This window comes from Pelagerythrobacter sp., assembly GCF_041912895.1.
In the GTDB taxonomy this organism is placed as follows: Bacteria; Pseudomonadota; Alphaproteobacteria; order Sphingomonadales; family Sphingomonadaceae; genus Pelagerythrobacter.
Genome location: NZ_JAYSGI010000001.1, coordinates 989414 through 1010067, shown reverse-complemented (window position 1 = coordinate 1010067; position 20654 = coordinate 989414). Strand labels below are relative to the sequence as shown.

The following is a 20654-nucleotide window of genomic DNA, read 5'->3' as shown; positions in this document are numbered from 1 at the left end:
TGCGCGGGCGAGGGCAAGCCGAATGCCGCCCGCGCGTCAGGAGCCGGCCGCTTCGCCGTCGGGCGCGAGGCTCTGGTGAACGATGCGGATGCGCAGCGCTTTGGCCGGATCGAGATAGCGCTGGGCGAGCGCCTGGAGCATTTCGGGCGTCACCGCGCGCAACCGTTCCTCGTAATCGCGCACCCGGTCGAGCCGGTCGGCGCGGAGCTGCGCTTCGCTCAGGACCGCAAGCCAGTACGGGTTCTGCCGCTTGCTCACCGCGAGTTGTTCGAGCATCGGCTTGCGCGCGCGGTCGAGCAGGTCGTCCGTCACCGGCGCGCTCTTCAGCTCCTCCGCAATCGAATCGACCGCTTCGAAGACTTCGTCGGCCTGATCGGGCGCGACGACGACCGAAGTGCCGAACGTGCCGAAGCCATCGTAGACGTTGGACATGTTGGAAAACGCGCCCGGCGAATACGACGCGCCGAGGTTCTCGCGGATTTCCTCGGTCAGCTCCAGCCGAGCGACGGCCGCGAGCAGGTTCATCGCCGCTTCGGCCCGCGCGTCGTCGTCGTCGTCGGTCGGCCAGTATATCTGGACCAGCGCCTGATCGGGCGCCCCGGCGTGATAGAGCGTGACGGGGGCGGTATCGCTCGCAAACTGGGCCTGCCGCGCTTCGGGGAACGCCGCGAGGTCCGCGCTGCGATCGGGCAACGCGCCGAAGCTCGCCGCGACCGCGTCGATCACCGCCTGTTCGTCGATGTCGCCGACTACCGAAATCTCGATCGGGGCAGCGGCGAACTGGTCGGCGATCACCGCGCGTGCGCCATCGGGCGTGACGGCGGCCAGTTGTTCTTCCGGCGGAATGCCGAACCGCGAGTTGCCGTCGGCGACGATCCGCGGAACCTCGAACTGGGCGACGTTTTGCGGAGTCGCGTCGCCTTGCGCGAGGAACGGCGGCAGCAGCGATTGCCAGCGGCTGGCGATTTCCGGGCGCAGGCCCGGATCGCTCGCATAAGCGGCGCTGACCTGCATCTGGAGCGGGAAATCGGCCATCGTCGTCGCGCCCGACACGGCGAACTTGTCGTCGGTGACGGCATAACCATAGGTCACGTTGCGACCCGCGAGGATCTGGCGGAGATCGTCGTAGCCATGTTCGCCCAGCCCGCCCGCGCCGAATAGCGAGGAGAGGAAGATCGCATCGGCGCTGCGATCGGCGGGGATCGAAAGCTGGCCCGAGCCGAGCCGGACCTGAAAGCGCACGCGGCCTTCCTCGAAATCGGTCCGCTTGAGATTGAGCCGCACGTTGTTAGCGAAACGGATCGAGCGGATGCCCAGATCCTCGATCGTCGTATCCGCCGCGATCGCGCCCGGCGTGCCGAAATCGTCGTAGGCGAACGCGGCCCCGCTGCGATCGGCGGGCGGCGCCACGGCAACCTGCATCGATGCGTCGTAGGCGGCCAGTATGGTGCTTTCGGGGTCCGCTATGGGCTCCTTGGTGCTCACGTGGATCAGCGGAGCGGTCAGCGCGAAATGCTCGCGAAACGCCGCGTTCACGGCATCGACGGTCAGGCCATCGCGAAGCTGCTGGAAGATTTCGTACCGCGTGGCGGGGGTGACGAACAGCGTCTCGCGCTGCACCGTATTGAGGATACCGTCCGCGAGCTGGCCGTTCTGCCGCGCCGCCGCCTGTTCGGCCGCGGTGCGGAAGCGCAGTTCGAAATTGGCGAGTTGCTCGTCGAGTTCGCCTTGCGTGAAGCCATGCTCGGCCGCGCGGCGCCATTCCTGCTCGGCGACGGCCAGCGCCTCGCGCCATTCGCCTTCCTTGGCCTGCACCGTCACGCTGGCCTGGTCGGCGACGTCGAAGAAATCGCTCGCCCCCGCACCGCCGCTGACGATCGGTGCGTCGGCTCCGTTGACGATGGTTTCGAACCGACGGTTGAGCATCGCGCTGCCGAGGCCGAGCAGCAGCGTCTCGCGGCTGTGCTCGATCGAGGTTTCGGGCGCCTCGTAAGGCAGGAAGCGGTCGATGCTGACGATATATTGCACGTCGGGATCGACGAAATTGGCCGCTTCGGGCCCGCGTTCGAGATCGATCGTGCCGGTGCCGATCCGCTCCATCGCACCGGCGGGCATCTGCCAGTCGGAAAACTTCTCGCGAATTTTCTCCTCGACGGCGGCAGGCTCGATATCCCCCACGACCACCAGCGTCGCGTTGTCGGGGCGGTAGTAGCGCGAATAGAGGCCGCGCAGCACGCTGGCGGCGGCGGCGTCGATCGTCTCGTTCGTGCCGTCGGCGCGGAAACGGGTGGCGAAGCGCGTCTGCGGCGCGACGAAATCGAGGTAATGCTTGATCCGGCGGATCGCGAAATTGTTGCGGGTGCGCGTTTCGGACTGGATCACACCGCGCTCGCGGTCGACCGCCTCGGGCGCGATGGTCAGTTCGGAGGCGGTTTCGCGCATCAGCATCAGCGCGGTGTCCATCAGCGCCGGATCGGTGCGCGGCAGGTCGAGCTTGTAGATCGTCTCCTCGAATCCGGTCGAGGCGTTGGTGTCCGCACCGAAGGCGAGCCCTTCGCGCTCCAGCAGCTTGATCATCTCGCCTTCGGGGATGTTCGTCGATCCGTTGAAGGCCATGTGCTCAATGAAATGCGCAAGGCCGAGCTCGCTGTCGAGTTCGTCCACCCAGCCCACGTCGAACCCGAACCGCACCACCGCCGTCTCGCGCGGGGTTGCGTTCTGCAGCACGGCGTATTTCATCCCGTTGCCGAGCACCCCGTAGCGCACCGCCGGATCGGCCGGAATGTCGTAGACCGGAAAGCCCCATGGCGTGGTGCCGGAAGGCGTGGCGGCAGCTTCGGCGGCGACCGGCGCGGGTTCGGGCGCATCCTGCGCGGCAAGCGGCAGCGCGAGCGCCACGAGAGGCAGGGCCGCGATCGCGCGGCGTACGAAACGTCCGGTCATGAAGATTCCCATCCACAGCCGCGGGGCGCGGCTCGCCGCCCATGCTACAACACGGGCGAGCGATTTCAACCGGTTGGCCGGGCTTTACTTCTTCGGCTTGGGCGATCCGCGCAGCTTGCCGCGGTGGGCGTTGAGGTCGAACACCTCGCCCGGCCCGTTGTCCTCGCCTTGCAGCAGGCCGAGGCGGCGCGCCACGTCTTGGTAGGCTTCCTCCTCGCCGCCGAGATCGCGGCGGAAGCGGTCCTTGTCGAGCTTCTCGCCGGTGGTCATGTCCCACAGGCGGCAGCCGTCGGGGCTGATCTCGTCGGCCAGGATCAGGCGGCTGAAATCGCCATCCCAGATGCGCCCGAATTCCAGCTTGAAGTCGACCAGGCGGATGTCGATCGCGGCGAACATGCCGCACAGGAAATCGTTGATGCGGATCGCCATGCTGGCGATGTCCTGCATCTCCTCGGCGCTCGCCCAGTTGAAGCAGGCGATGTGTTCTTCGGCGACCAGCGGATCGCCCAGGCCGTCGTCCTTGTAGTAATATTCGATCAGCGTGTGCGGCAGCGGCTCGCCTTCCTCGATGCCGAGGCGCTTGGAGATGCTACCCGCCGCGACGTTGCGCACGACCACTTCGATCGGCACGATCTCGACCTGCCGGACGAGCTGCTCGCGCATGTTGAGGCGGCGGATGAAGTGCGTCGGGATGCCGATGTGGCTGAGGCGGGTGAACACGTATTCGCTGATACGGTTGTTGATCACGCCCTTGCCGTTGATCGTGCCCTTCTTCTGGGCGTTGAAGGCGGTCGCGTCGTCCTTGAAATACTGGATCAGCGTGCCCGGCTCGGGCCCTTCGTAGAGGATCTTGGCCTTGCCTTCGTAGATCTGGCGGCGACGGGACATGGACGGTTCCTAACGGCGAAAAGGAGGCGCCCCGGCGCGCGGGAGAAGCGGGGCCGGGGCGATATCGAAACAGGGCCAGCCCTTACCGCGAACGGCGGGCCAAGGCAATTGCGGCGAAAGAGGGTGGTGCCTCGGGGCGGATTCGAACCACCGACACCGCGATTTTCAGTCGCGTGCTCTACCAACTGAGCTACCGAGGCTTGCACTCTGCGTACGGCCCGGAAAAAGGCCGGCGAGCGGTTGGAAGCGGCGCTATGGCGAAGGCCGCCAATGTTGGCAAGGGGGGATTCAGTCCTCGCGCGCGATCTCGTCGGGGGAGGCGGGGCGGCCGGGCACGGCGTACCCGTCGCTGAACCACTGGGCGAGGTCGCGATCCTTGCAGCGGGCCGAACAGAACGGCGCGAACTCGGCGTTGCGCGGCTTCTTGCAGATCGGGCAGGTCTTCGGGCTGGTCATGATGCGACGGCCTGCGCGAATCCCGCCTCCGGGGCAAGGGCGGGATCACTGGCGACCCGTACGGCCCGCCCGCTGCGCCGGGCGAGGTCGTCGCGCCATTCGGGGCGCAGGGCGTTTTCGACCGCCGGATGGCAGGTGAGCAGCAGGACCCCCGGCTCGGCGACGTGCTCGGCGCGGCGCAGCAATCGCCGTGCCGCGAAGCCGGTACGCGAAAGGTGCGTCAGGTGCAGCAGCGAAGGCCGCTCCAGCCGCGCGACGAGTTGCACGAAGCCGAAGCCGTTCATCGCGGTGCGCTCGTGCGGCCAGCCTGCCAGCGCTTCGCCGAGCGCCGCATCGACCGCGCGCCGGTCGGCCTTGGCGGCCAGCGTGGGAAAATCGATCCCGGTCGAGCCGCCGAGATCGAACCGGCGCAGCGCCTCGGCCAACGGGGCGACTGCGGCCAGCGCCAGTTCGCGCGCGGGCAGGGAACCGTCGATGTCGATCACGGTCATGCCCGGCGTGGGGGCGAACAGCAGCGCGCCACCGGCGAAGGCGACCGCGCCGTCGAGCGCCTCGCCGCACAATTCGTCCCAGTCGCCGCCTGGAAACCGGCGGACCACCTTGACGGCATGCCCTTCGCTGCGAAGCCGCTCGGCAAGGGTGAGGGTTGCCGGAGAACCCATACTGGGCCGCACTTGCGCGCGCTTGGCGCGTCCGCGCTCGCCGATCGCCGCGCGGACCACTTCCACCCGGATCGCGGCGCCTTCGCTCGCATCGCGCGGCAGGCGGTCGATCAATGCTTCTTCGCCGCTCGCCAGCCGCACCGTGCCGCGCGCGCTGCCGGCGGTGCGCGCAATCAGGGTCGCCTCGACGATGTCCCCGGCCAGTGCCGCGCCCGGCCATTCGATCCGTGCTTCCGCGATGCGATCGCCCGCGAGGCGCACGGCGCGATGTTCGCCCACGCCTTCCTCGACCAGCCAGTCAGCCAATAGCGAAGCCCGCCGCCTTGAGCAGCGCGCGGGTCTCGAACAGCGGCAGCCCGACGACGCCCGAATGGCTGCCCTCGATCCACGCCACCAGCCCCTCGGCCGCGCCCTGGATCGCATAACCGCCCGCCTTGCCGTGCCATTCGCCGCTCGCGAGGTAGGAATCGATCTCCTCGCGGCTGAAGCGCTTGAAGCGTACACTCGTCTCGCTCAGCTTCTCGCGCAGCGTGCCGTCGGGATAATGCAGCGCGACGGCGGAGAGCACGCGGTGGCGGCGGCCGGACAGCAGTTCGAGACAGCGGCGCGCGGTCGCCTCGTCCTCCGCCTTCGGTAGAACGCGGCGCCCGGCGGCGACCACCGTATCGCCCGCCAACACGTGAGCTTCCGCGCTCGCGGCGGCCTGCGCCTTCTCGCGCGCCATGCGCACGGCATAGACGCGCGGCAGCTCGCCTTCGTGCGGTGTCTCGTCGATATCGGCGGGCGCCACGCGCACCGGTTCGATCCCGAGCCGCGCGAGCAGTTCGCGCCGCCGGGGGCTGGCCGATGCGAGGATGAGGGAGGGTGCGCTCACCCCCGGAAGCTTACTGCGGCCCCGGGCCGCCGCGTCCCGGCATGAAACGGTAGGTGATGCGCGCCTTGGTCAGATCGTAAGGCGTCAGTTCGCACAGCACTTCGTCGCCCACCAGCACGCGAATGCGGTTCTTGCGCATCTTGCCGGCCGTATGGCCGAGAACCTCGTGACCGTTTTCGAGCTCAACCCGGAACATCGCGTTGGGCAGCAGTTCCACCACCTTGCCGCGCATTTCGAGGAGTTCTTCTTTGGCCATCCAGTAATCGTTCCGTGCAATGTGAGAGTCGACAGGGCGCGGCCTTTAGCGGCGCGCGCGCGAAAAGGGAAGCCTCGTAAATCCGGGCGAAAGGTTCGCGAGACAATTCGTTACGCGCCCGGGGATTGCGCCTTCGCGGCGCGGTTGGCAGGTGAGCCGGCAGGGGTGAGGCGCAACGACGACAGGAAAACGATACCCTTGCCAAAACTCACCGCCACCGCATCGCTGCTCGCCATCGCCGCTTTCGCCGCCGCCCCCGCGCTGGCGCAAGTGGAACCTGCGCAAGCCCCCGACACCGCGCAGGAAGGCGGCGAGGACGCCGTCGACAGTGGAGAGGAGATCGTCGTCACCGCCGACCGCATCCGCGGCCAGGTCGACACCGACGTTCCCCCGGTGCTCGAACTGGAGGCGGAGGAGATCGCGTCCTACGGCGCGGGTTCGATCGAGGAACTGATCGAACTGCTCGCTCCGCAGACCGGATCGGGCCGCGGGCGCGGCGACGGCCGGCCGGTGTTCCTCATCAACGGTCAGCGCGTCGGCGGCTTTCGCGAATTTCGCCGCTATCCGCCCGAGGCGATCGAGAAGGTCGAGGTCCTGCCCGAAGAGGTCGCGCTGCAGTTCGGCTTCCCGGCGGACCAGCGCGTGGTCAACTTCATCCTGAAGGACAATTACGCGAGCCGCGAGGTGGAGGGCGAATTCGGCGCGCCGTTCCGCGGCGGCACCTCGAACGGCGAAGTCGAGCTGTCGCAACTGACGATCGCGGGCGACCGCCGGCTGAACATCGGCTTCGAATTCGGCAGCACCAGCCTGCTGACCGAGGACGAGCGCGATATCATCCAGACCACCGGCAGCGCGCCGACCGTGCCGACCGATCCCGATCCGGCGCCGTTCCGCAGCCTGCGGGCCGATTCGGAGAACTGGGAGCTCGACGCCACGCTCAACTCCTCGCTCGGCGAAGCGCCGGGTTCGGGCACGTTCTCGGTCAACGGCGGGATCGAACGCAGCTCCAGCCGCTCGCTGTCGGGCCTCGACGTGGTCACGCTCACCGATGGCGGGGCGACCGCCGTCCGCACGCTCGACGCCGATCCGCTCACGCGCCGCAACCGCTCGACCACGGTCTCGCTCGGCGGTTCGCTCAACAAGCCGATCGGCGACTGGCTGTTCGACACCACGCTCGAGGCGAGCCGCAGCGAGAGTACGACGCTGATCGACCGGCGGCGCGACGCGGGCGTGCTCCAGGATCTGGTCGACGCCGGCGAACTGGAAATCGACGGCGTGCTGCCCGGAATTCCGGCGGCGGGCGTGGACCGCGCCGAAAGCACGTCCTACGCCGCCGACGCCAAGGCGACGCTGCGCGGCAATCCGTTCATGCTGCCCGCGGGCGAGGCGAACCTCACGTTCGACACCGGCTATTCGTGGAACCGCATCGAAAGCACCGACACGCGCACCGCGATGGACGATACGTTCGCGCAGACGCGCGGCAATCTGTCCGCCGGGGTCAACCTCGGCCTGCCGATCGCGAGCGAGCGCGAGGGCTTCCTCGGCGGACTGGGCGAACTCAGTCTCAACCTCGCGGCGGGGGTAAACCACCTGTCGGACTTCGGCACGCTCGCCGATGCCACCGCCGGCCTTTCGTGGCGCCCGACCGAGCGCCTGTCGCTCCAGGCGAGCTATATCTGGAAGGAGGCCGCGCCGAGCTTGTCGCAGCTCGGGGATCCGGTGGTGACCGATTTCAACGTGCCGGTGTTCGATTTCACCCGCGGCGAAAGCGTGCTCGCCTCGATCGTCACCGGTGGCAACCCCGATCTCGCCGCCGAGACCCAGCGCGACATCAAGCTGTCGGCGAACTACGAACTCGACCTGTTCGACCGGGCGAACATCGTGGTCGAATACTTCCGCAATCGGTCGGACGACGTCACCCAGTCGTTTCCCCTGCTGACCCCGGCGATCGAGGCCGCGTTCCCCGATCGCGTGGTGCGCGATACGGCAGGCAACCTGGTGTCGATCGACCGTCGCCCGATCACCTTCGCGGGCACCAAGAGCTCGCGCCTGCGCTACGGCATCAACGTCTTCGGCCGCGTCGGCCGGGCAGAGCCCGAAGCGGCACCGGGCGGCGATGGCGGCGGACGGGGCGGATGGCGCGGGCGCATGAGCGCCGCAGCGCCTCAGCCTCCGGCCAATGGCGGCGAGGGGCCTCCGGCACCGCAAGCCGCTGCCCCCGCGCCGGGCGATGCCGCACCCGGCACGCCGGGCCGCCGGTTCGATCCGGCGCGGATGGAACAGATGCGCCAGACGTTCTGCGCCACTCCGGCGGGCGAGACGCCGGATCTTTCGGGCGTGCCCGAGCGCATGCTCGAGCGGCTGAAGGGCGAGGATGGCCAGATCGATCCGGCCAAGGTCGAGGCCCTGCGCATACGCCTGTGCAGCGCAGAAGGCGCGGCCGCCGGCGGCCAGTTCCGCCGGATGGACCCCGAGCGCTTCGCCGCGCTGCGCCAGACGCTGTGCGCCGATCCCGCAGCCGAGATCGACGTCGCCACGCTGCCCGAAGAGGTTCAGGCGCGCCTGCGCGACGCGAACGGCCAGATCGACCCGACGCGCCTCGCCGAATTCCGTAACCGTATCTGCGCGATGCCCGCGCCGGAAGCGTCCGGCGAAGCAGGCGGCGAGGGTCAGGAACGCGGCGGGCGGGTCGCGCGCAGCGGCGGCGAGAGCCGTGCCGGCGGCGGGCGCTTCGGCGGCGGACAGGGCCAGAGCCAGGGCCGCTGGAACCTCGGCCTTTATCACACGATCGAGTTCGAGAACGAAGTGCTCGTCGCTCCCGGCGGACCGGTGCTCGACCAGTTGAGTGGTCAGGCGTTCGGCACCGGCGTCCCGCGCCACAAGATCGAGCTCGAGGGCGGCCTGTTCTACAAGGGCATCGGCCTGCGCGCGTCGGGCAACTACGAATCGGCCACGCGGATCGATGGCAGCGGTTTGCCGGGCTCGCAGGACCTGTTCTTCGACGATATCGCCACTTTCGACCTGCGGCTGTTCGCCAACCTCGAACAGCAGGAATGGCTGACCGGTGGCACGCCCGGCTTCTGGAAGGGCACGCGGCTGTCGTTCAGCATCGACAACGTGTTCGATGCGCAGCAGCGGGTGACCGATGGCACCGGCACCGTGCCGCTCAGCTATCAGCCCCAGTTGATCGATCCGCTCGGCCGCACCTTCGAGATCGAGTTCCGCAAGCTGTTCTAATCGGCGTCCTCGGCCAGCGCTCGCCCTGCGGCAACCGCGCTGGCCCAGGCCCACTGGAAGTTGTAGCCGCCGAGCCACCCGGTCACGTCCACCGCCTCCCCGATCGCGTAGAGGCCCGGCACGCGCTTCGCCGCCATCGTCTTCGACGAAAGCTCGGCCGTCGAGATGCCGCCCAGCGTCACCTCGGCCTTGGCGAAGCCTTCGCTGCCGTTGGGGCGGAAGCGCCAGTCGCGCAGTCGTGCCTCCGCCTGGCGCAGCGCCTTGTCGGGCAGGTTGGCGAGTTCGCCATCGAGCGCGATCCGCTCCGCCAGCGTGGCCGCGAGCCGATCGGGCAGCATTTCCGCCAGTGCGGCGCGCATCGCGGCGCGCGGATGGGCGCGCTTGGCGTCGAGCAGCCAGCCTTCGGTGCGGTCGGGCAGGAAATCGATCCCGATCTCGTCGCCCGGCCGCCAGTAGGACGACGCCTGCAGGATCGCCGGCCCCGACAGCCCGCGATGGGTGAACAGCGCCGCTTCGCGAAACCGCACCTTGCCCGATGACGCCACGACGTCGGCCGAGACGCCCGAGAGGTCGCGGAACAGCACGTCCTCGCCGCCCAGCGTCAACGGCACCAGCGCCGGGCGCGGCTCGACGACCTTGAGGCCGAACTGCCGCGCGAGCCGGTAGGCGAAATCGCTCGCGCCCATCTTGGGGATCGAGGGGCCGCCCGTCGCGATCACCAGTGCGGGCGCGGTGAAGCTGCCGGAGGTGCCGGTGATGTGGAAGTGTGTGCGGTTGTGCGCCACTTCGGTCACGTCCTCGCCGCACCGCACCTCCACCGCCGCTTTCGCGCATTCGGCCAGCAGCATGGCGACGATCTGGCGCGCCGATCCGTCGCAGAAGAGCTGACCCAGCGTCTTCTCGTGCCACGCGATACCGTAGGCATCAACCAGTGCGAGGAAATCGCGTGGGCCGTAGCGGCTCAGCGCCGATTTCGCGAAATGGCGGTTGGCCGATAGATAGCGGTCGGGCGCGGTGTGGACGTTGGTGAAATTGCACCGCCCGCCGCCCGAAATGAGGATCTTCTTCCCCACTTCCGCCGCGCGTTCGAGCACCAGCACGCGGCGCCCGCGCCGCCCGGCAACAGCGGCGCACATCAGCCCGGCGGCCCCGCCGCCGAGCACTATCGCATCGTAATCGACCATCCGCGCCGCGGTAGAGCCGCGACGCGGAATGGCAAGCGCATCAGATCGCGCGGTCGCCCGCCTCGCCGACCGATTCGATGTCGCGGCCGAGGCCCTTGACCGTGTTGCACGCGGCCAGCGTCACGACCGACGCCCCGAGCGCCGCCACGGCGATGATCTTCTTCAACATTGGTTCTTGCTCCGGAATATCTCAGGCCGTTTGTCTGGCGGATCATAGATGAACCGCGCTTGTGCGACCACGGTTTCCATTTCCGGCGCAGCGACTATGTCGGCAATATGCCGCGCAACAGTCAGCCTTCCTCGGCCGGATCACCGCCCGATCCGCGCGGCGCGGAGCGTTTCAACGAGGAACGCGCGACCTATACCGTAAAGGGCAGCGCGCAACCCGATATCGAGGCGGGCGTCACCGCGATCCGCGATACCGTGCGCACGCTGAAGCCCAAGCCCGGCGTCTATCGCATGCTCGATGCCCGGGGTGACGTGCTCTACGTCGGCAAGGCGCGCGCGCTGAAGAACCGCGTGGCGAACTACACGCAGGTCGCCAACCTCTCCAACCGCCTGCGCCGCATGGTCAGCCAGACGCGGCGGATGGAGATCGTCACCACCAACAGCGAGGCCGAGGCGCTGCTGCTCGAAGCGCAGCTGATCAAGCGCTACCGCCCGCCGTACAACGTCCTGCTGCGTGACGACAAATCGTTCCCTTTCATACTCTTGCGGGCCGATCATAAATTCCCTCGAGTAATGAAGCATCGCGGCGCACGGCGGGCGAAGGGCAATTACTACGGCCCATTTGCCAGCGCGGGCAGTGTGAACACCACCATTAATGCCTTGCAGAAACTGTTCCTGCTAAGATCCTGTACGGACAGCTTTTTCAGCCGCCGCGATCGGCCGTGCCTGCTCTATCAGATCAAGCGCTGCTCGGCCCCCTGCGTCGGCCGCATCGCCGAAGCCGATTATGCCGAACTGGTGCAGGAAACGAAGGATTTCCTCTCCGGCAAGTCGGGCGCGGTGCAGAAGAAGATCGAAGTACAGATGGCGCAGGCCGCCGCCGATCTCGATTTCGAACGCGCGGCGATGTTGCGCGACCGGCTGCGCGCCGCGACCGCGATCCAGGGCAGCCAGGCGGTCAACGCCGCCGGGGTCGGCGATGCGGACGTCTTCGCGCTCGCGGCCAAAGGCGGGCAAGTCGGCATCCAGGCGTTCTTCGTGCGCGGCGGGCAGAACTGGGGCCACCGCGCGTTCTTCCCCACGCACACGCAGGACGTGGAGGATGCGGACGTGCTCGCCGATGTGCTGGCGCAATTCTACGAGGAGGTGCCGCCGCCGCGCACCGTGCTCGTCGACCGTGAGCTGCCCGAGCAGGCGCTGCTGGCCGAGGCGCTGGGCGAGAGCGCCGGGCACCGGGTCGAGATCAGCGTGCCCCAGCGCGGCGATCGCCGCCGCCTGATGGCGCAGGCAAGCCGCAACGCTGCCGAGGCGCTCGACCGGCGGCTGGCCGAAAGCGGCACCCGCGCGAAGATCAACCGCGAACTCGCCGAATTCCTCGAACTGGCCGAACCGCCGCAGCGGATCGAGATCTACGACAACAGCCATATCCAGGGCGCCAAGGCGGTCGGCGCGATGGTCGTCGCGGGGCCGGAGGGCTTCGTGAAGAACCAGTATCGCAAGTTCAACATCAAACAGGCGCAGACGAACGACGATTTCGGCATGATGCGCGAAGTGATGACCCGCCGCTTCGGCCGCGCGCTGGAGGAAGACCCGGACCGGGATGGCGACACCTGGCCCGATCTCGTGCTGATCGACGGCGGCAAGGGCCAGATGTCGAGCGTCAAGGATGCGCTCGAGGAACTGGGGATCGAGGACGTGCCGCTGATCGCTATCGCCAAGGGCCCGCACCATGGGCGCGAGGGGCGCGAGGTGTTCCATTTCCCCGACGGGCGCGAGAAGACGCTGCCGACCAACTCGCCGCTGCTGTTCCACCTCCAGACGCTGCGCGACGAGGTCCACCGCTACGTCATCGGCGCGCATCGGGCGAAGCGCAGCCGCGCGATCAGCGCCAGCCCGCTGGACGAGATTCCCGGCATCGGCCCCAGCCGCAAGCGCGCGCTGCTGCTCCATTTCGGCACCGCGGGCAAGGTCCGCGCCGCCGCGCTCGACGATCTCAAACGCACCCCCGGCATCAGCGCGGGCGTGGCGCGCAAGATCTACGATTTCTACCATCCGGGCGGGTGAGCATCCGGCGCCGGCGCATCGCGAGCGGCGCCTTCGCTGGAAACACCATGTTTACGATGTTCGGCTAGGAAAACTGCCGATCGAGGAAAGCCGCCTTGCTGCCACTGGCACGAAAACTGTTTGCATCCGAAAGGTTGCGCCACGCCGCCATCGCCATCGCGATTGCGGTGGTGGTCGGCCTGACTACGCTTCTGCGTCCGGTGGACATAACCGTCTGGTCGGTACAGGCCAAGTTGTTCGACCATACGCCTAGCGGCGATATCGTATTTTTCGAGATGGGGCAGGCGTCTTCCCCAAACGCTAACGCGGGCGGGAACAGGCGGTTGCTCCACGCGATCGAACAACTCGACGCGGCGGGTGTCGAACGGATTTTCATCGATATGCCCGTTCGGCGCAGCGACGCCCGCGCACTCGATTCTGAACTGCGAAAGACGATGGAGCGATCGGCCGACAGAATCGTGCTTACTCAAACGATGTTGGAGGACCAAGCTGCCGGCAAGCCCTTGCGAGAAAACGATCCGTTCTTCGAACGGGGAATGCGCGTCGTCAGTAACGATTACCGGACCGACTTCCTCGGCTTCGTTTGGGCTATCGAGGCGAGCTACTCCGACGGCTCGGTGGAATTTCCTGCAATGTGGAGCGTGCTGGCAGCGAATGGCCGTCAGTATGATTCGATCGCTTTGGATTACTCGATCGATCTGGCTCTGGTGCCACAATACGAATTCGACGAGTGGGCGCCTGCGTCAGGGAAAACCGATGCGCTAGCAGGAAAAATGGTGATCCTGGGACCGTCCGGAACGGACGCCAGGATCGTGAAATATCCCGGCTATGCTTTCGGGCCATCAAGTCTGGTGCATGTTCTCGCCGCCGAAACGGCGTTGCGGGGCACAGGATGGACGTTTCACTGGCCTTGGGTGGTTGGCCTTTTCGGGCTGAGTCTCGTCGCAGGAATCTCGCTGTTCAGGCGGGCGAGGCCGAGGCGCATATTCTACCTGTGCTGGGTTGCATCGGTCGCTGCATTTATCTTGGCGACGGCGCATTTGGGTATCCGAAGCGTATTCGGTGAGTTGCTCATGCTCGCGCTCACCTATGCCTCGCTACGATCGACAGTGAACTTCAAACGACGCCATCTGTTTGTAGAACCGCGGAGCAAGCTACCAAATTTTGTCGCCCTGCAGCGTGATTTCGACGATAACTTTTCGGGGAAGACATCGGTCGTCGTTGCGAAGATTGCGCGCCTCGATGCCGTTTTCGCAACGCTAACGGCGCCCGATCAAACTCGCTATCTTCGTCAACTGGCGTCCCGGCTCGGACTCGGCGATGCAGGTTCTGTAATCTATTACGATGGCGGGAAATATTTCGCCTGGATCGTTAGCGGAGACCTGTCAAACGACTTGCAAGGGCATCTCGAAGGCCTGCGAGCGATTGCGTCGCAGTCGATCACGGTTTCTCAGCGAGTACTCGACGTCTCGATGACGATAGGAGTGGACGAATCGTCCGGAAAGCCAGTGTCCAGTCGGCTGAGTGCAGCCATCGCCGCGGCCGACCAGGCGCGCGAAGCATATCGACCGGTGTTCATTATTTCCGACTTCGCGGCTGACAGCGAGGAATGGGACTATTCGCTGCAGTCGCGATTGGAGAGCGCCCTTTCGGAGGATCGCATTTCGATCAAGCTCCAGCCACAGGCCGATTTGCGGGACGGGCGGATCGTGGGCGCCGAAGCGCTGGCGCGCTGGGTGGATGAAGAGCGCGGGGAGATTCCTCCTTCGCGCTTCATCCTTCAGTGCGAGCGCGTCGGACGGCTTGACGAGTTGACCAAGCGCATCCTCGCCAAAAGTCTCGATGCGGTAGAAGTGCTGCAAGGCGGGGGGCACAAGCCGCGTATCTCGGTCAATGTTTCGGCGATCCAGTTCGTCGACAGTCGGATCGCCGAACTTATCGAGAAGAATCTGGCGATTCATTCGGTAAACCCCGACCAATTGACGATCGAAGTCACCGAGACGGCGCGCATCGAGAACTTTTCTGCGGCACGCGGGGTGTTCGAGCAGGTGAAGCAACTGGGCGTAACGTTCTCCATGGACGATTTCGGAGTGGCCAGCGCGAACCTTGAAGCGATCTTCGAACTGCCTTTCGACGAGATAAAGATCGATCAGATGTTCGTCCGCGATCTGCATCGGTCGGCTACCGCCCGAGCAATCGTGAAGAACGTGATCGGGCTGGCCCGAGATGCCGGATTAACCTCGGTCGCGGAAGGCATCGAAGATTCGGAAACCTACGCTCTTCTACGCGAGATCGGCTGCGATCTCGGGCAGGGATATTATATCGCCCGCCCGATGGCGTTAAGTCAGCTCAAGGAAATTCTTACTTTACAACAGGATAACCCGCTCCTCCGTAACAAGATTGGTTAATACTTTACAAACAAGAATGGTTAACGTAGTTTCCTTCTGCAAATCCGCAGAAGGGGTAAAGATTATGCGTTCATGGCTTTGGGAATGGATCTTCAGCTGAGATCCGGAAAATTCCGACAATGAAAAAGGCCCCTTTCGGGGCCTTTTTTGTGTCTTGCGTCGGCCTCGCCGGAGGAGGTGCGAGCTATCCCGATCGTTCCGATCGCCGCCGCATCATCCCTTCCTGCGCGACGCTCGCCACCAGATGCCCCTTCCGGTCGAAGATGCGACCGCGGTTGAAGCCACGTCCGCTGCCGCTCCACGGGCTGTCGGTGGCGTAGAGCAGCCATTCGTCGGCGCGCGCTTGCCGGTGGAACCAGAGCGCGTGGTCGAGACTCGCGCCGACCAGCTCGCCGCGCGCCCAGCTGAGCCCATGCGGCAGCGCGCTGGTGCCGAGCAGCGCATAATCGCTGGCATAGGCGATCACTGCGCGGTGGAGCGCCGGATCGTCGGGCAGCGGCGCGACGGTGCGAAACCACGAATGGGCCTGCGGCGGACGCGGCTCCTTGCTCATCCAGTGGAGACCGTCGACGGTGCGCATCTCGATCGGGCGCGGACGGAGCATCAGCGCGCGCTGCGCCTCGCCGACCTCGCCCGCCTTTTCCATGAACTTGCGGCGAAGCTCCCAATCGGGCGTCAGCTCCTCGGGCAGGGCGACGTCGGGCATCGCGTAGTCGTCGTGCTCGAGGCCGTGTTCGGGCCGCTGGAAGCTCGCCGTGAGATTGAGGATCGGCGTGCCGTCCTGGCTTGCCACCACGCGGCGATTGGCGAAGCTGCGCCCGTCGAAGTCGGCCTCGACGCGAAAGTCGATCTCCGGCCCCTCGCGCCCTCCGCGCAGGAAGTACGCGTGCAGCGAATGCGCGGCCATGCCCTGCGGCGCGGTCGCTTGCGCGGCCTGGAGCGCTTGGGCGATCACCTGTCCGCCGAACACACGGCCCACGCCGCCCTTTTGCGGGCGGCCGGTGAATTCATGGTCGCCCTTGCCCCCGACAGTCAGCAGAGAAATGAAATCGGCGACGAGTGCTGCGGGGGCGGGCTGGTCGGTCATGCTGGAGCCTTGCGACGCGCAAGGCTCTTGGTCAATCGCCGATGCCGATCCGGCGCAGTGCGCGGAAGGCGAGCGCCTTGCCGCGGTTCGTAAGCGGCCAGCGCGCGGGGGCGGCGGGCGTCAGGCCCGCGCGGCGCAGCACGCGGTTGAGCCCGCGCGCGTCGGCTTCGGCGAAGCTCCAGTCGCTGCGCCAGGTGATCGACAGCGAGATCGAGCTTTCGGGCCCGTTGCGCACGAAATGCGGCGCCATCACTGGCACGTAAACCGCTTCGCCCGGGCCGAGCGCGAACTCGCGGCCAGCCGCGCTCAACTCGTCGCGCCAGGTGAGTTCTCGCGCGCCGCCCGCGTGGTACGATTCGTGGATCGTGTCGGGCGCGAAGCGCGGGTCGCCCGCGGGAAACTGCGTCATCGTCTTGCGGCCGACGAGCTGGAGCAGGATGTTGTGCTCGGGATCGAAGTGATACGGCGTCACCGCGTTCGGGCTGGAGATGAACACGAACGCCTGCGGGCGCAGCATCGCGCCGGTCTTCGCTTCGATCTCGGCCCGAACCTCGCCCAGAAGCGAGAGCAGGAGCGCCTCGTATTCGGCCACCTGCTCAACATTCTTGAGCACGGCCCAGCTGTTGCTGCGCGCGATGTGGCGGATCGTCTCGCCGATCGAGAGGCCGGTGCCGCCCGGTTTGCCATCCACCCCGATCGGCAGGTCGCCGCGATTGTATTCGATCGAGCGTTCGGGCAGCCGCTCGGCGAGCGCCGCCAAGGCATCGAGCGCCAGCAGCGGGTGCGCGGCCAGCGCATGGCGCAGCACGTGCGGGATCTCCGGATAGGCGGCGGCGAAGGCGGCGCGCGCCTCGGCATCGAACACCGCGGCGGTGGCATCGCCGGGGGCGGGGTCGATCGTGGAATGAACGCCCATCGTCAGCTTCTCCTCGATCGCCGGGCGGTTTCGGCGCGTAGCATGTGGTGAAACAGGGCGCGCCGCAGTCTGCCGCCGATTGCGACGTTGACCCGCACCATTGCGCGCTTCTCGCGCCAGATGCGCTCGATCATCGGATGATCGGCGGCGGCGCAGCTGTCGCACCAAGCGATATCGCCGCGCGCCAGCAGATCGAGGTTTTCGCGCTGGAGCAGGACGCCGGGCGAATAGCGCGCATAGCCCTCGTCGTAGGCGGTCTTGAAACTGAATGCGCCCGGCGGGGCGATGAAATTGGCAAGCATCGCGATCGGCGCGCTATCGAGCGAGAGCGTCAGCCGCTCTAACCGCCCTTGCGCCGCGGCGCCGCGCAGCGTCTGTCCGAACCAATCGCGGGTGTGTGGATCGTTCGCCAGCGCGGACCCGTTGCGCCCCTTCCATCCTGCCGCCTCGAGCGCGAAAAACGCATCGATCCAGCCATCGAGCCCGTCCGCGTCCGCCTGCCGTTCGAACCGCACTTCGCCTTCTTCGGACAGGCGCTTGTGCTGGCGGCGCAGCTCCTTGCGCTTCTTGCTGCTGATGGAGCATTCGAAATAGGCTTCGGGCGCGAGATCGGAGTGCAGGAGCGCGCGCTCTTCCCGCTGCACCACGGCCCATTCGCGCGTCTCTTCGGCGGCGATCCGGGACAGCGCGGCGAACAGTGGACCATCCTCGGCCAAGCGGTCGAGATGGAGGAACAGCGCCCCTTTCGAATGCGTGTCCGCCCAGACCAACAGCGCGCGCCAGAACGCCTGTTCGCATCCGTGGCGGACGAGCGGGCTGCCGACGAACAGGTTGTCGTGGCTCCAGTTGGCCATATGCCGGATCGGGTATCCGTAATAGCTGCCTGAGCGCGCGAGCGGCATGAGCGCGCACAGCATGCCATCGATGCGCAGCGTCAGCAGATCGACCGGCCGCCGAGCAAATGCGGCCAGTGCGGGCAGCAGGTTCCAGCTTTCGCAGAACGGATTGGGCTCGCTGGCAGAGCGCGCAAGATCATCCCATTCGGCGAGCGTGAGCGCTTCCTCGGCATCGTGCCAGCGAACGGCCTCGAGCTTCGCACTTCGCACGCACGAACCGGCGCGGCGGTTTGCCGCCGTCGCTGCGACGCGTTCGAGGGGTGCGCTGGCCACGCGTTAACCTTCGCAATCCGCGGCGCATGGTGCCGCGTTACCGGGCTAGCAGGCGAGTGCTTAGGAAGGCTTAACGAAACGGGGCGCGGAACCGCTTGGTCCCGCGCCCCGAATGCGTTCGATCGATCGAAGGATCAGCCAGCCGCCAGCGCAGCCAGCAGCAGCAGCGCGACGATGTTGGTGATCTTGATCATCGGGTTCACGGCGGGGCCCGCGGTGTCCTTGTAGGGATCGCCGACGGTGTCGCCGGTCACCGCGGCATGATGGGCGACAGAGCCCTTGCCGCCATGGTTGCCATCTTCGATGAACTTCTTCGCATTGTCCCACGCGCCGCCGCCGGCGGTCATGGAGATCGCCACGAAGAGGCCGCCGACGATCACGCCCAGCAGCAGCGCGCCCAGCGCGGCGAAGCCGTTTTCCTGACCCGCGATCAGCGTGATCACGAAATAGACCACGATCGGCGCGAGCACCGGCAGCAGGCTGGGCACGATCATTTCCTTGATCGCGGCCTTGGTGACGAGGTCCACCGTGCGGGCGTAGTTCGGACGGCTGGTGCCGGCCATGATCCCCGCGTCGGCGTGGAATTGCTCGCGCACGTCCTTGACCACGTCGCCCGCCGCGCGGCCGACCGCCGTCATGCCCATCGCGCCGAACAGATAGGGCAGCAAGGCGCCGAGCAGCAGGCCGACGATTACGTAGGGGTTCTCGAGGCTGAAATCGACGTCCGCGCTCGGGAAGAACTCGGTGAGGTCGGTGGTGTAGGCGGCGAACAGCACCAGCGCGGCGAGGCCGGCCGATCCGATCGCGTAGCCCTTGGTCACCGCCTTCGTCGTGTTGCCCACCGCGTCGAGCGCATCGGTCTTCTCGCGCACGCTTTCGTCGAGGCCCGCCATCTCGGCGATGCCACCGGCGTTATCGGTCACGGGGCCGTAGGCGTCGAGCGCCACGACCATGCCCGCCAGCGCCAGCATCGCAGTCGCGGCATAGGCGATGCCCATCAGCCCGGCGATCTGGTAGGTGACGATGATACCCGCGACGATCACGATCGTCGGCAGCGCGGTCGCCTCGAGGCTGATCGCGAGACCCTGGATCACATTGGTGCCGTGGCCCGTTTCGGACGACTTGGCGATCGAGCGGACGGGGCGATAGTTCGTGCCCGTGTAGTACTCGGTGATCCAGATGATGAGCCCGGTGATGACGAGGCCGACCATCGAGCACCAGAACAGGTCCCAGCCGGTGAAGCCGCCGAGCTGGGTCGACATGCCTTCTTCCGCCAGCGTTCCGCCTTCGACGACGGCAACCACTTCCGAAACGCTCTGCGCGCCGATCGGGGCGTTCATGTCACCGAGTGCGTATTGCGTGACGAACCAGATCGCCGGGATCGACAGCACCGCGGTGACGAGGAAACCCTTGTACATCGCGCCCATGATGTTGGTCCCGCCGCCGAGGCGCACGGCATAGGTACCGATGATCGAGGTGACGATGCACGCCCCGCCAATCAGCAGCGGCAGCGCCATCAGCGGCAGCAACTGGTTGCCCGCGCCGCTCAGCAGCAGGGCGGTCAGCACCATCGTCGCGCCCACGGTAACGACGTAAGTCTCGAACAGGTCGGCCGCCATGCCGGCGCAGTCGCCGACGTTGTCGCCCACGTTGTCCGCGATCACGGCGGGGTTGCGCGGATCGTCCTCGGGAATGCCCGCCTCGACCTTGCCGACGAGGTCGGCGCCGACGTCCGCTGCCTTGGTGAAGATGCCGCCGCCCAGACGCGCGAAGATCGAGATCAGCGATGCGCCGAAGGCCAGCGCGACCAGCGCGTCGACCACCACGCGGTCGTTCGCGGCATAACCCATCGGGCCGATCAGCACGTAGAAGAAGACCGCGATGGCGAGCAGGGCGAGGCCCGCCACCAGCATCCCGGTGATCGCGCCCGCGCGGAACGCGAGCGTGAGGCCTTGCTGCAGCCCGGTCTGCGCCGCGGCTGCGGTGCGCACGTTCGAGCGGACCGAGATGTTCATCCCGATGAAGCCCGCCACGCCCGAGAGGATCGCGCCGATCACGAAGCCCGTGGCCGAGATCGGCCCGAGGAATATCCCGACGATGATCGCCACGACCACCCCGACCATGCCGATCGTGGTGTATTGGCGGCTCAGATAGGCCTGCGCGCCTTCCTGGATGGCGCCGGCGATTTCCTGCATTTTGGCATTGCCGGCGGCTGCGCCGAGTACCTGGCGGCTGGTGACGAAGCCATAGACGATGGCCAGAAGCCCCAGCACGATTGCGATCGCGATCAAATCCACGCGCGAATCCCCTTTCCCTGATGTGTCCCTTGCCGACCGGCCCCG

General features: G+C 66.8%; 15 protein-coding genes and 1 tRNA gene. 3 read left to right on the top strand and 13 right to left on the bottom strand.

The features are described from left to right. Positions 1-36 precede the first annotated feature (36 nt). From ACE3QC_RS05100 to infA, 7 genes are all read right to left on the bottom strand, one after another. Complete coding sequence (locus ACE3QC_RS05100; RefSeq protein WP_374406019.1) at positions 37-2943, bottom strand: M16 family metallopeptidase; 2907 nt, start codon at positions 2941-2943, stop codon at positions 37-39. 84 nt (positions 2944-3027) lie between these two features. Further along, entirely contained in the window at positions 3028-3831 is an 804-nt protein-coding gene (gene purC, locus ACE3QC_RS05095) for a phosphoribosylaminoimidazolesuccinocarboxamide synthase (RefSeq protein WP_374406018.1), read from the bottom strand. 124 nt (positions 3832-3955) lie between these two features. Then, positions 3956-4031: transfer RNA gene (locus ACE3QC_RS05090), tRNA-Phe, on the bottom strand. Between the two features lie 88 nt (positions 4032-4119). Beyond that, positions 4120-4287, bottom strand: coding sequence for a DNA gyrase inhibitor YacG (locus ACE3QC_RS05085; protein ID WP_374406017.1), 168 nt, complete (start codon positions 4285-4287; stop codon positions 4120-4122). Beyond that, positions 4284-5255: a ribonuclease gene (locus ACE3QC_RS05080; protein WP_374406016.1), complete on the bottom strand. Its 972-nt coding sequence runs from the start codon at positions 5253-5255 to the stop codon at positions 4284-4286. Before ACE3QC_RS05080 ends, ACE3QC_RS05085 begins: the two co-directional genes overlap by 4 nt. Further along, on the bottom strand, positions 5248-5823 hold the full coding sequence (locus tag ACE3QC_RS05075; RefSeq protein WP_374406015.1) for a nucleoside triphosphate pyrophosphatase: 576 nt from the start codon (positions 5821-5823) through the stop codon (positions 5248-5250). Before ACE3QC_RS05075 ends, ACE3QC_RS05080 begins: the two co-directional genes overlap by 8 nt. Before the next feature lie 10 nt (positions 5824-5833). Further along, entirely contained in the window at positions 5834-6079 is a 246-nt protein-coding gene (gene infA, locus ACE3QC_RS05070) for a translation initiation factor IF-1 (RefSeq protein WP_047806247.1), read from the bottom strand. Positions 6080-6277: 198 nt separating this feature from the next. On the opposite strand from infA, the gene ACE3QC_RS05065 reads away from it, so the two are divergent. Then, entirely contained in the window at positions 6278-9316 is a 3039-nt protein-coding gene (locus tag ACE3QC_RS05065) for a TonB-dependent receptor domain-containing protein (protein WP_374406014.1), read from the top strand. On the opposite strand, the gene ACE3QC_RS05060 is transcribed toward ACE3QC_RS05065, so the two are convergent. Further along, positions 9313-10500: an NAD(P)/FAD-dependent oxidoreductase gene (locus ACE3QC_RS05060; RefSeq protein ID WP_374406013.1), complete on the bottom strand. Its 1188-nt coding sequence runs from the start codon at positions 10498-10500 to the stop codon at positions 9313-9315. The two genes, ACE3QC_RS05065 and ACE3QC_RS05060, sit on opposite strands and share 4 nt — an antisense overlap. A 40-nt stretch (positions 10501-10540) precedes the next feature. Beyond that, a complete protein-coding gene (locus ACE3QC_RS05055; protein ID WP_374406012.1) occupies positions 10541-10669 on the bottom strand; it encodes an entericidin A/B family lipoprotein in 129 nt (42 codons plus the stop codon). A 107-nt stretch (positions 10670-10776) separates the two neighbouring features. Between ACE3QC_RS05055 and uvrC the strand changes: the two genes are divergently transcribed. Together uvrC and ACE3QC_RS05045 are read left to right on the top strand one after the other, a co-directional pair. Next, positions 10777-12732, top strand: a complete 1956-nt coding sequence (uvrC, locus tag ACE3QC_RS05050; protein ID WP_374406657.1) for an excinuclease ABC subunit UvrC — start codon at positions 10777-10779, stop codon at positions 12730-12732. Between the two features lie 95 nt (positions 12733-12827). Then, entirely contained in the window at positions 12828-15140 is a 2313-nt protein-coding gene (locus tag ACE3QC_RS05045) for an EAL domain-containing protein (RefSeq protein ID WP_374406011.1), read from the top strand. A gap of 184 nt (positions 15141-15324) precedes the next feature. On the opposite strand, the gene ACE3QC_RS05040 is transcribed toward ACE3QC_RS05045, so the two are convergent. The 4 genes from ACE3QC_RS05040 to ACE3QC_RS05025 form a co-directional block, all read right to left on the bottom strand. Continuing rightward, positions 15325-16227, bottom strand: a complete 903-nt coding sequence (locus ACE3QC_RS05040; protein WP_374406010.1) for an acyl-CoA thioesterase — start codon at positions 16225-16227, stop codon at positions 15325-15327. 31 nt (positions 16228-16258) lie between these two features. Next, a complete protein-coding gene (locus tag ACE3QC_RS05035; RefSeq protein ID WP_374406009.1) occupies positions 16259-17143 on the bottom strand; it encodes a transcriptional regulator in 885 nt (294 codons plus the stop codon). A gap of 2 nt (positions 17144-17145) precedes the next feature. Beyond that, positions 17146-18312, bottom strand: a complete 1167-nt coding sequence (locus ACE3QC_RS05030; protein WP_374406008.1) for a GNAT family N-acetyltransferase — start codon at positions 18310-18312, stop codon at positions 17146-17148. 134 nt (positions 18313-18446) lie between these two features. After that, entirely contained in the window at positions 18447-20609 is a 2163-nt protein-coding gene (locus ACE3QC_RS05025) for a sodium-translocating pyrophosphatase (RefSeq protein WP_374406007.1), read from the bottom strand. Positions 20610-20654: the final 45 nt, after the last annotated feature.

Excerpts from the sequence above, each read along its gene's own strand:
- ACE3QC_RS05040 (WP_374406010.1), bottom strand. The coding sequence starts at position 16,227 with ATGACCGACCAGCCCGCCCCCGCAGCACTCGTCGCCGATTTCATTTCT.
- infA (WP_047806247.1), bottom strand. The coding sequence starts at position 6,079 with ATGGCCAAAGAAGAACTCCTCGAAATGCGCGGCAAGGTGGTGGAACTG.
- purC (WP_374406018.1), bottom strand. The coding sequence starts at position 3,831 with ATGTCCCGTCGCCGCCAGATCTACGAAGGCAAGGCCAAGATCCTCTAC.
- ACE3QC_RS05060 (WP_374406013.1), bottom strand. The coding sequence starts at position 10,500 with ATGGTCGATTACGATGCGATAGTGCTCGGCGGCGGGGCCGCCGGGCTG.
- ACE3QC_RS05100 (WP_374406019.1), bottom strand. The coding sequence starts at position 2,943 with ATGACCGGACGTTTCGTACGCCGCGCGATCGCGGCCCTGCCTCTCGTG.
- ACE3QC_RS05085 (WP_374406017.1), bottom strand. The coding sequence starts at position 4,287 with ATGACCAGCCCGAAGACCTGCCCGATCTGCAAGAAGCCGCGCAACGCC.
- ACE3QC_RS05035 (WP_374406009.1), bottom strand. The coding sequence starts at position 17,143 with ATGGGCGTTCATTCCACGATCGACCCCGCCCCCGGCGATGCCACCGCC.
- ACE3QC_RS05055 (WP_374406012.1), bottom strand. The coding sequence starts at position 10,669 with ATGTTGAAGAAGATCATCGCCGTGGCGGCGCTCGGGGCGTCGGTCGTG.
- uvrC (WP_374406657.1), top strand. The coding sequence starts at position 10,777 with ATGCCGCGCAACAGTCAGCCTTCCTCGGCCGGATCACCGCCCGATCCG.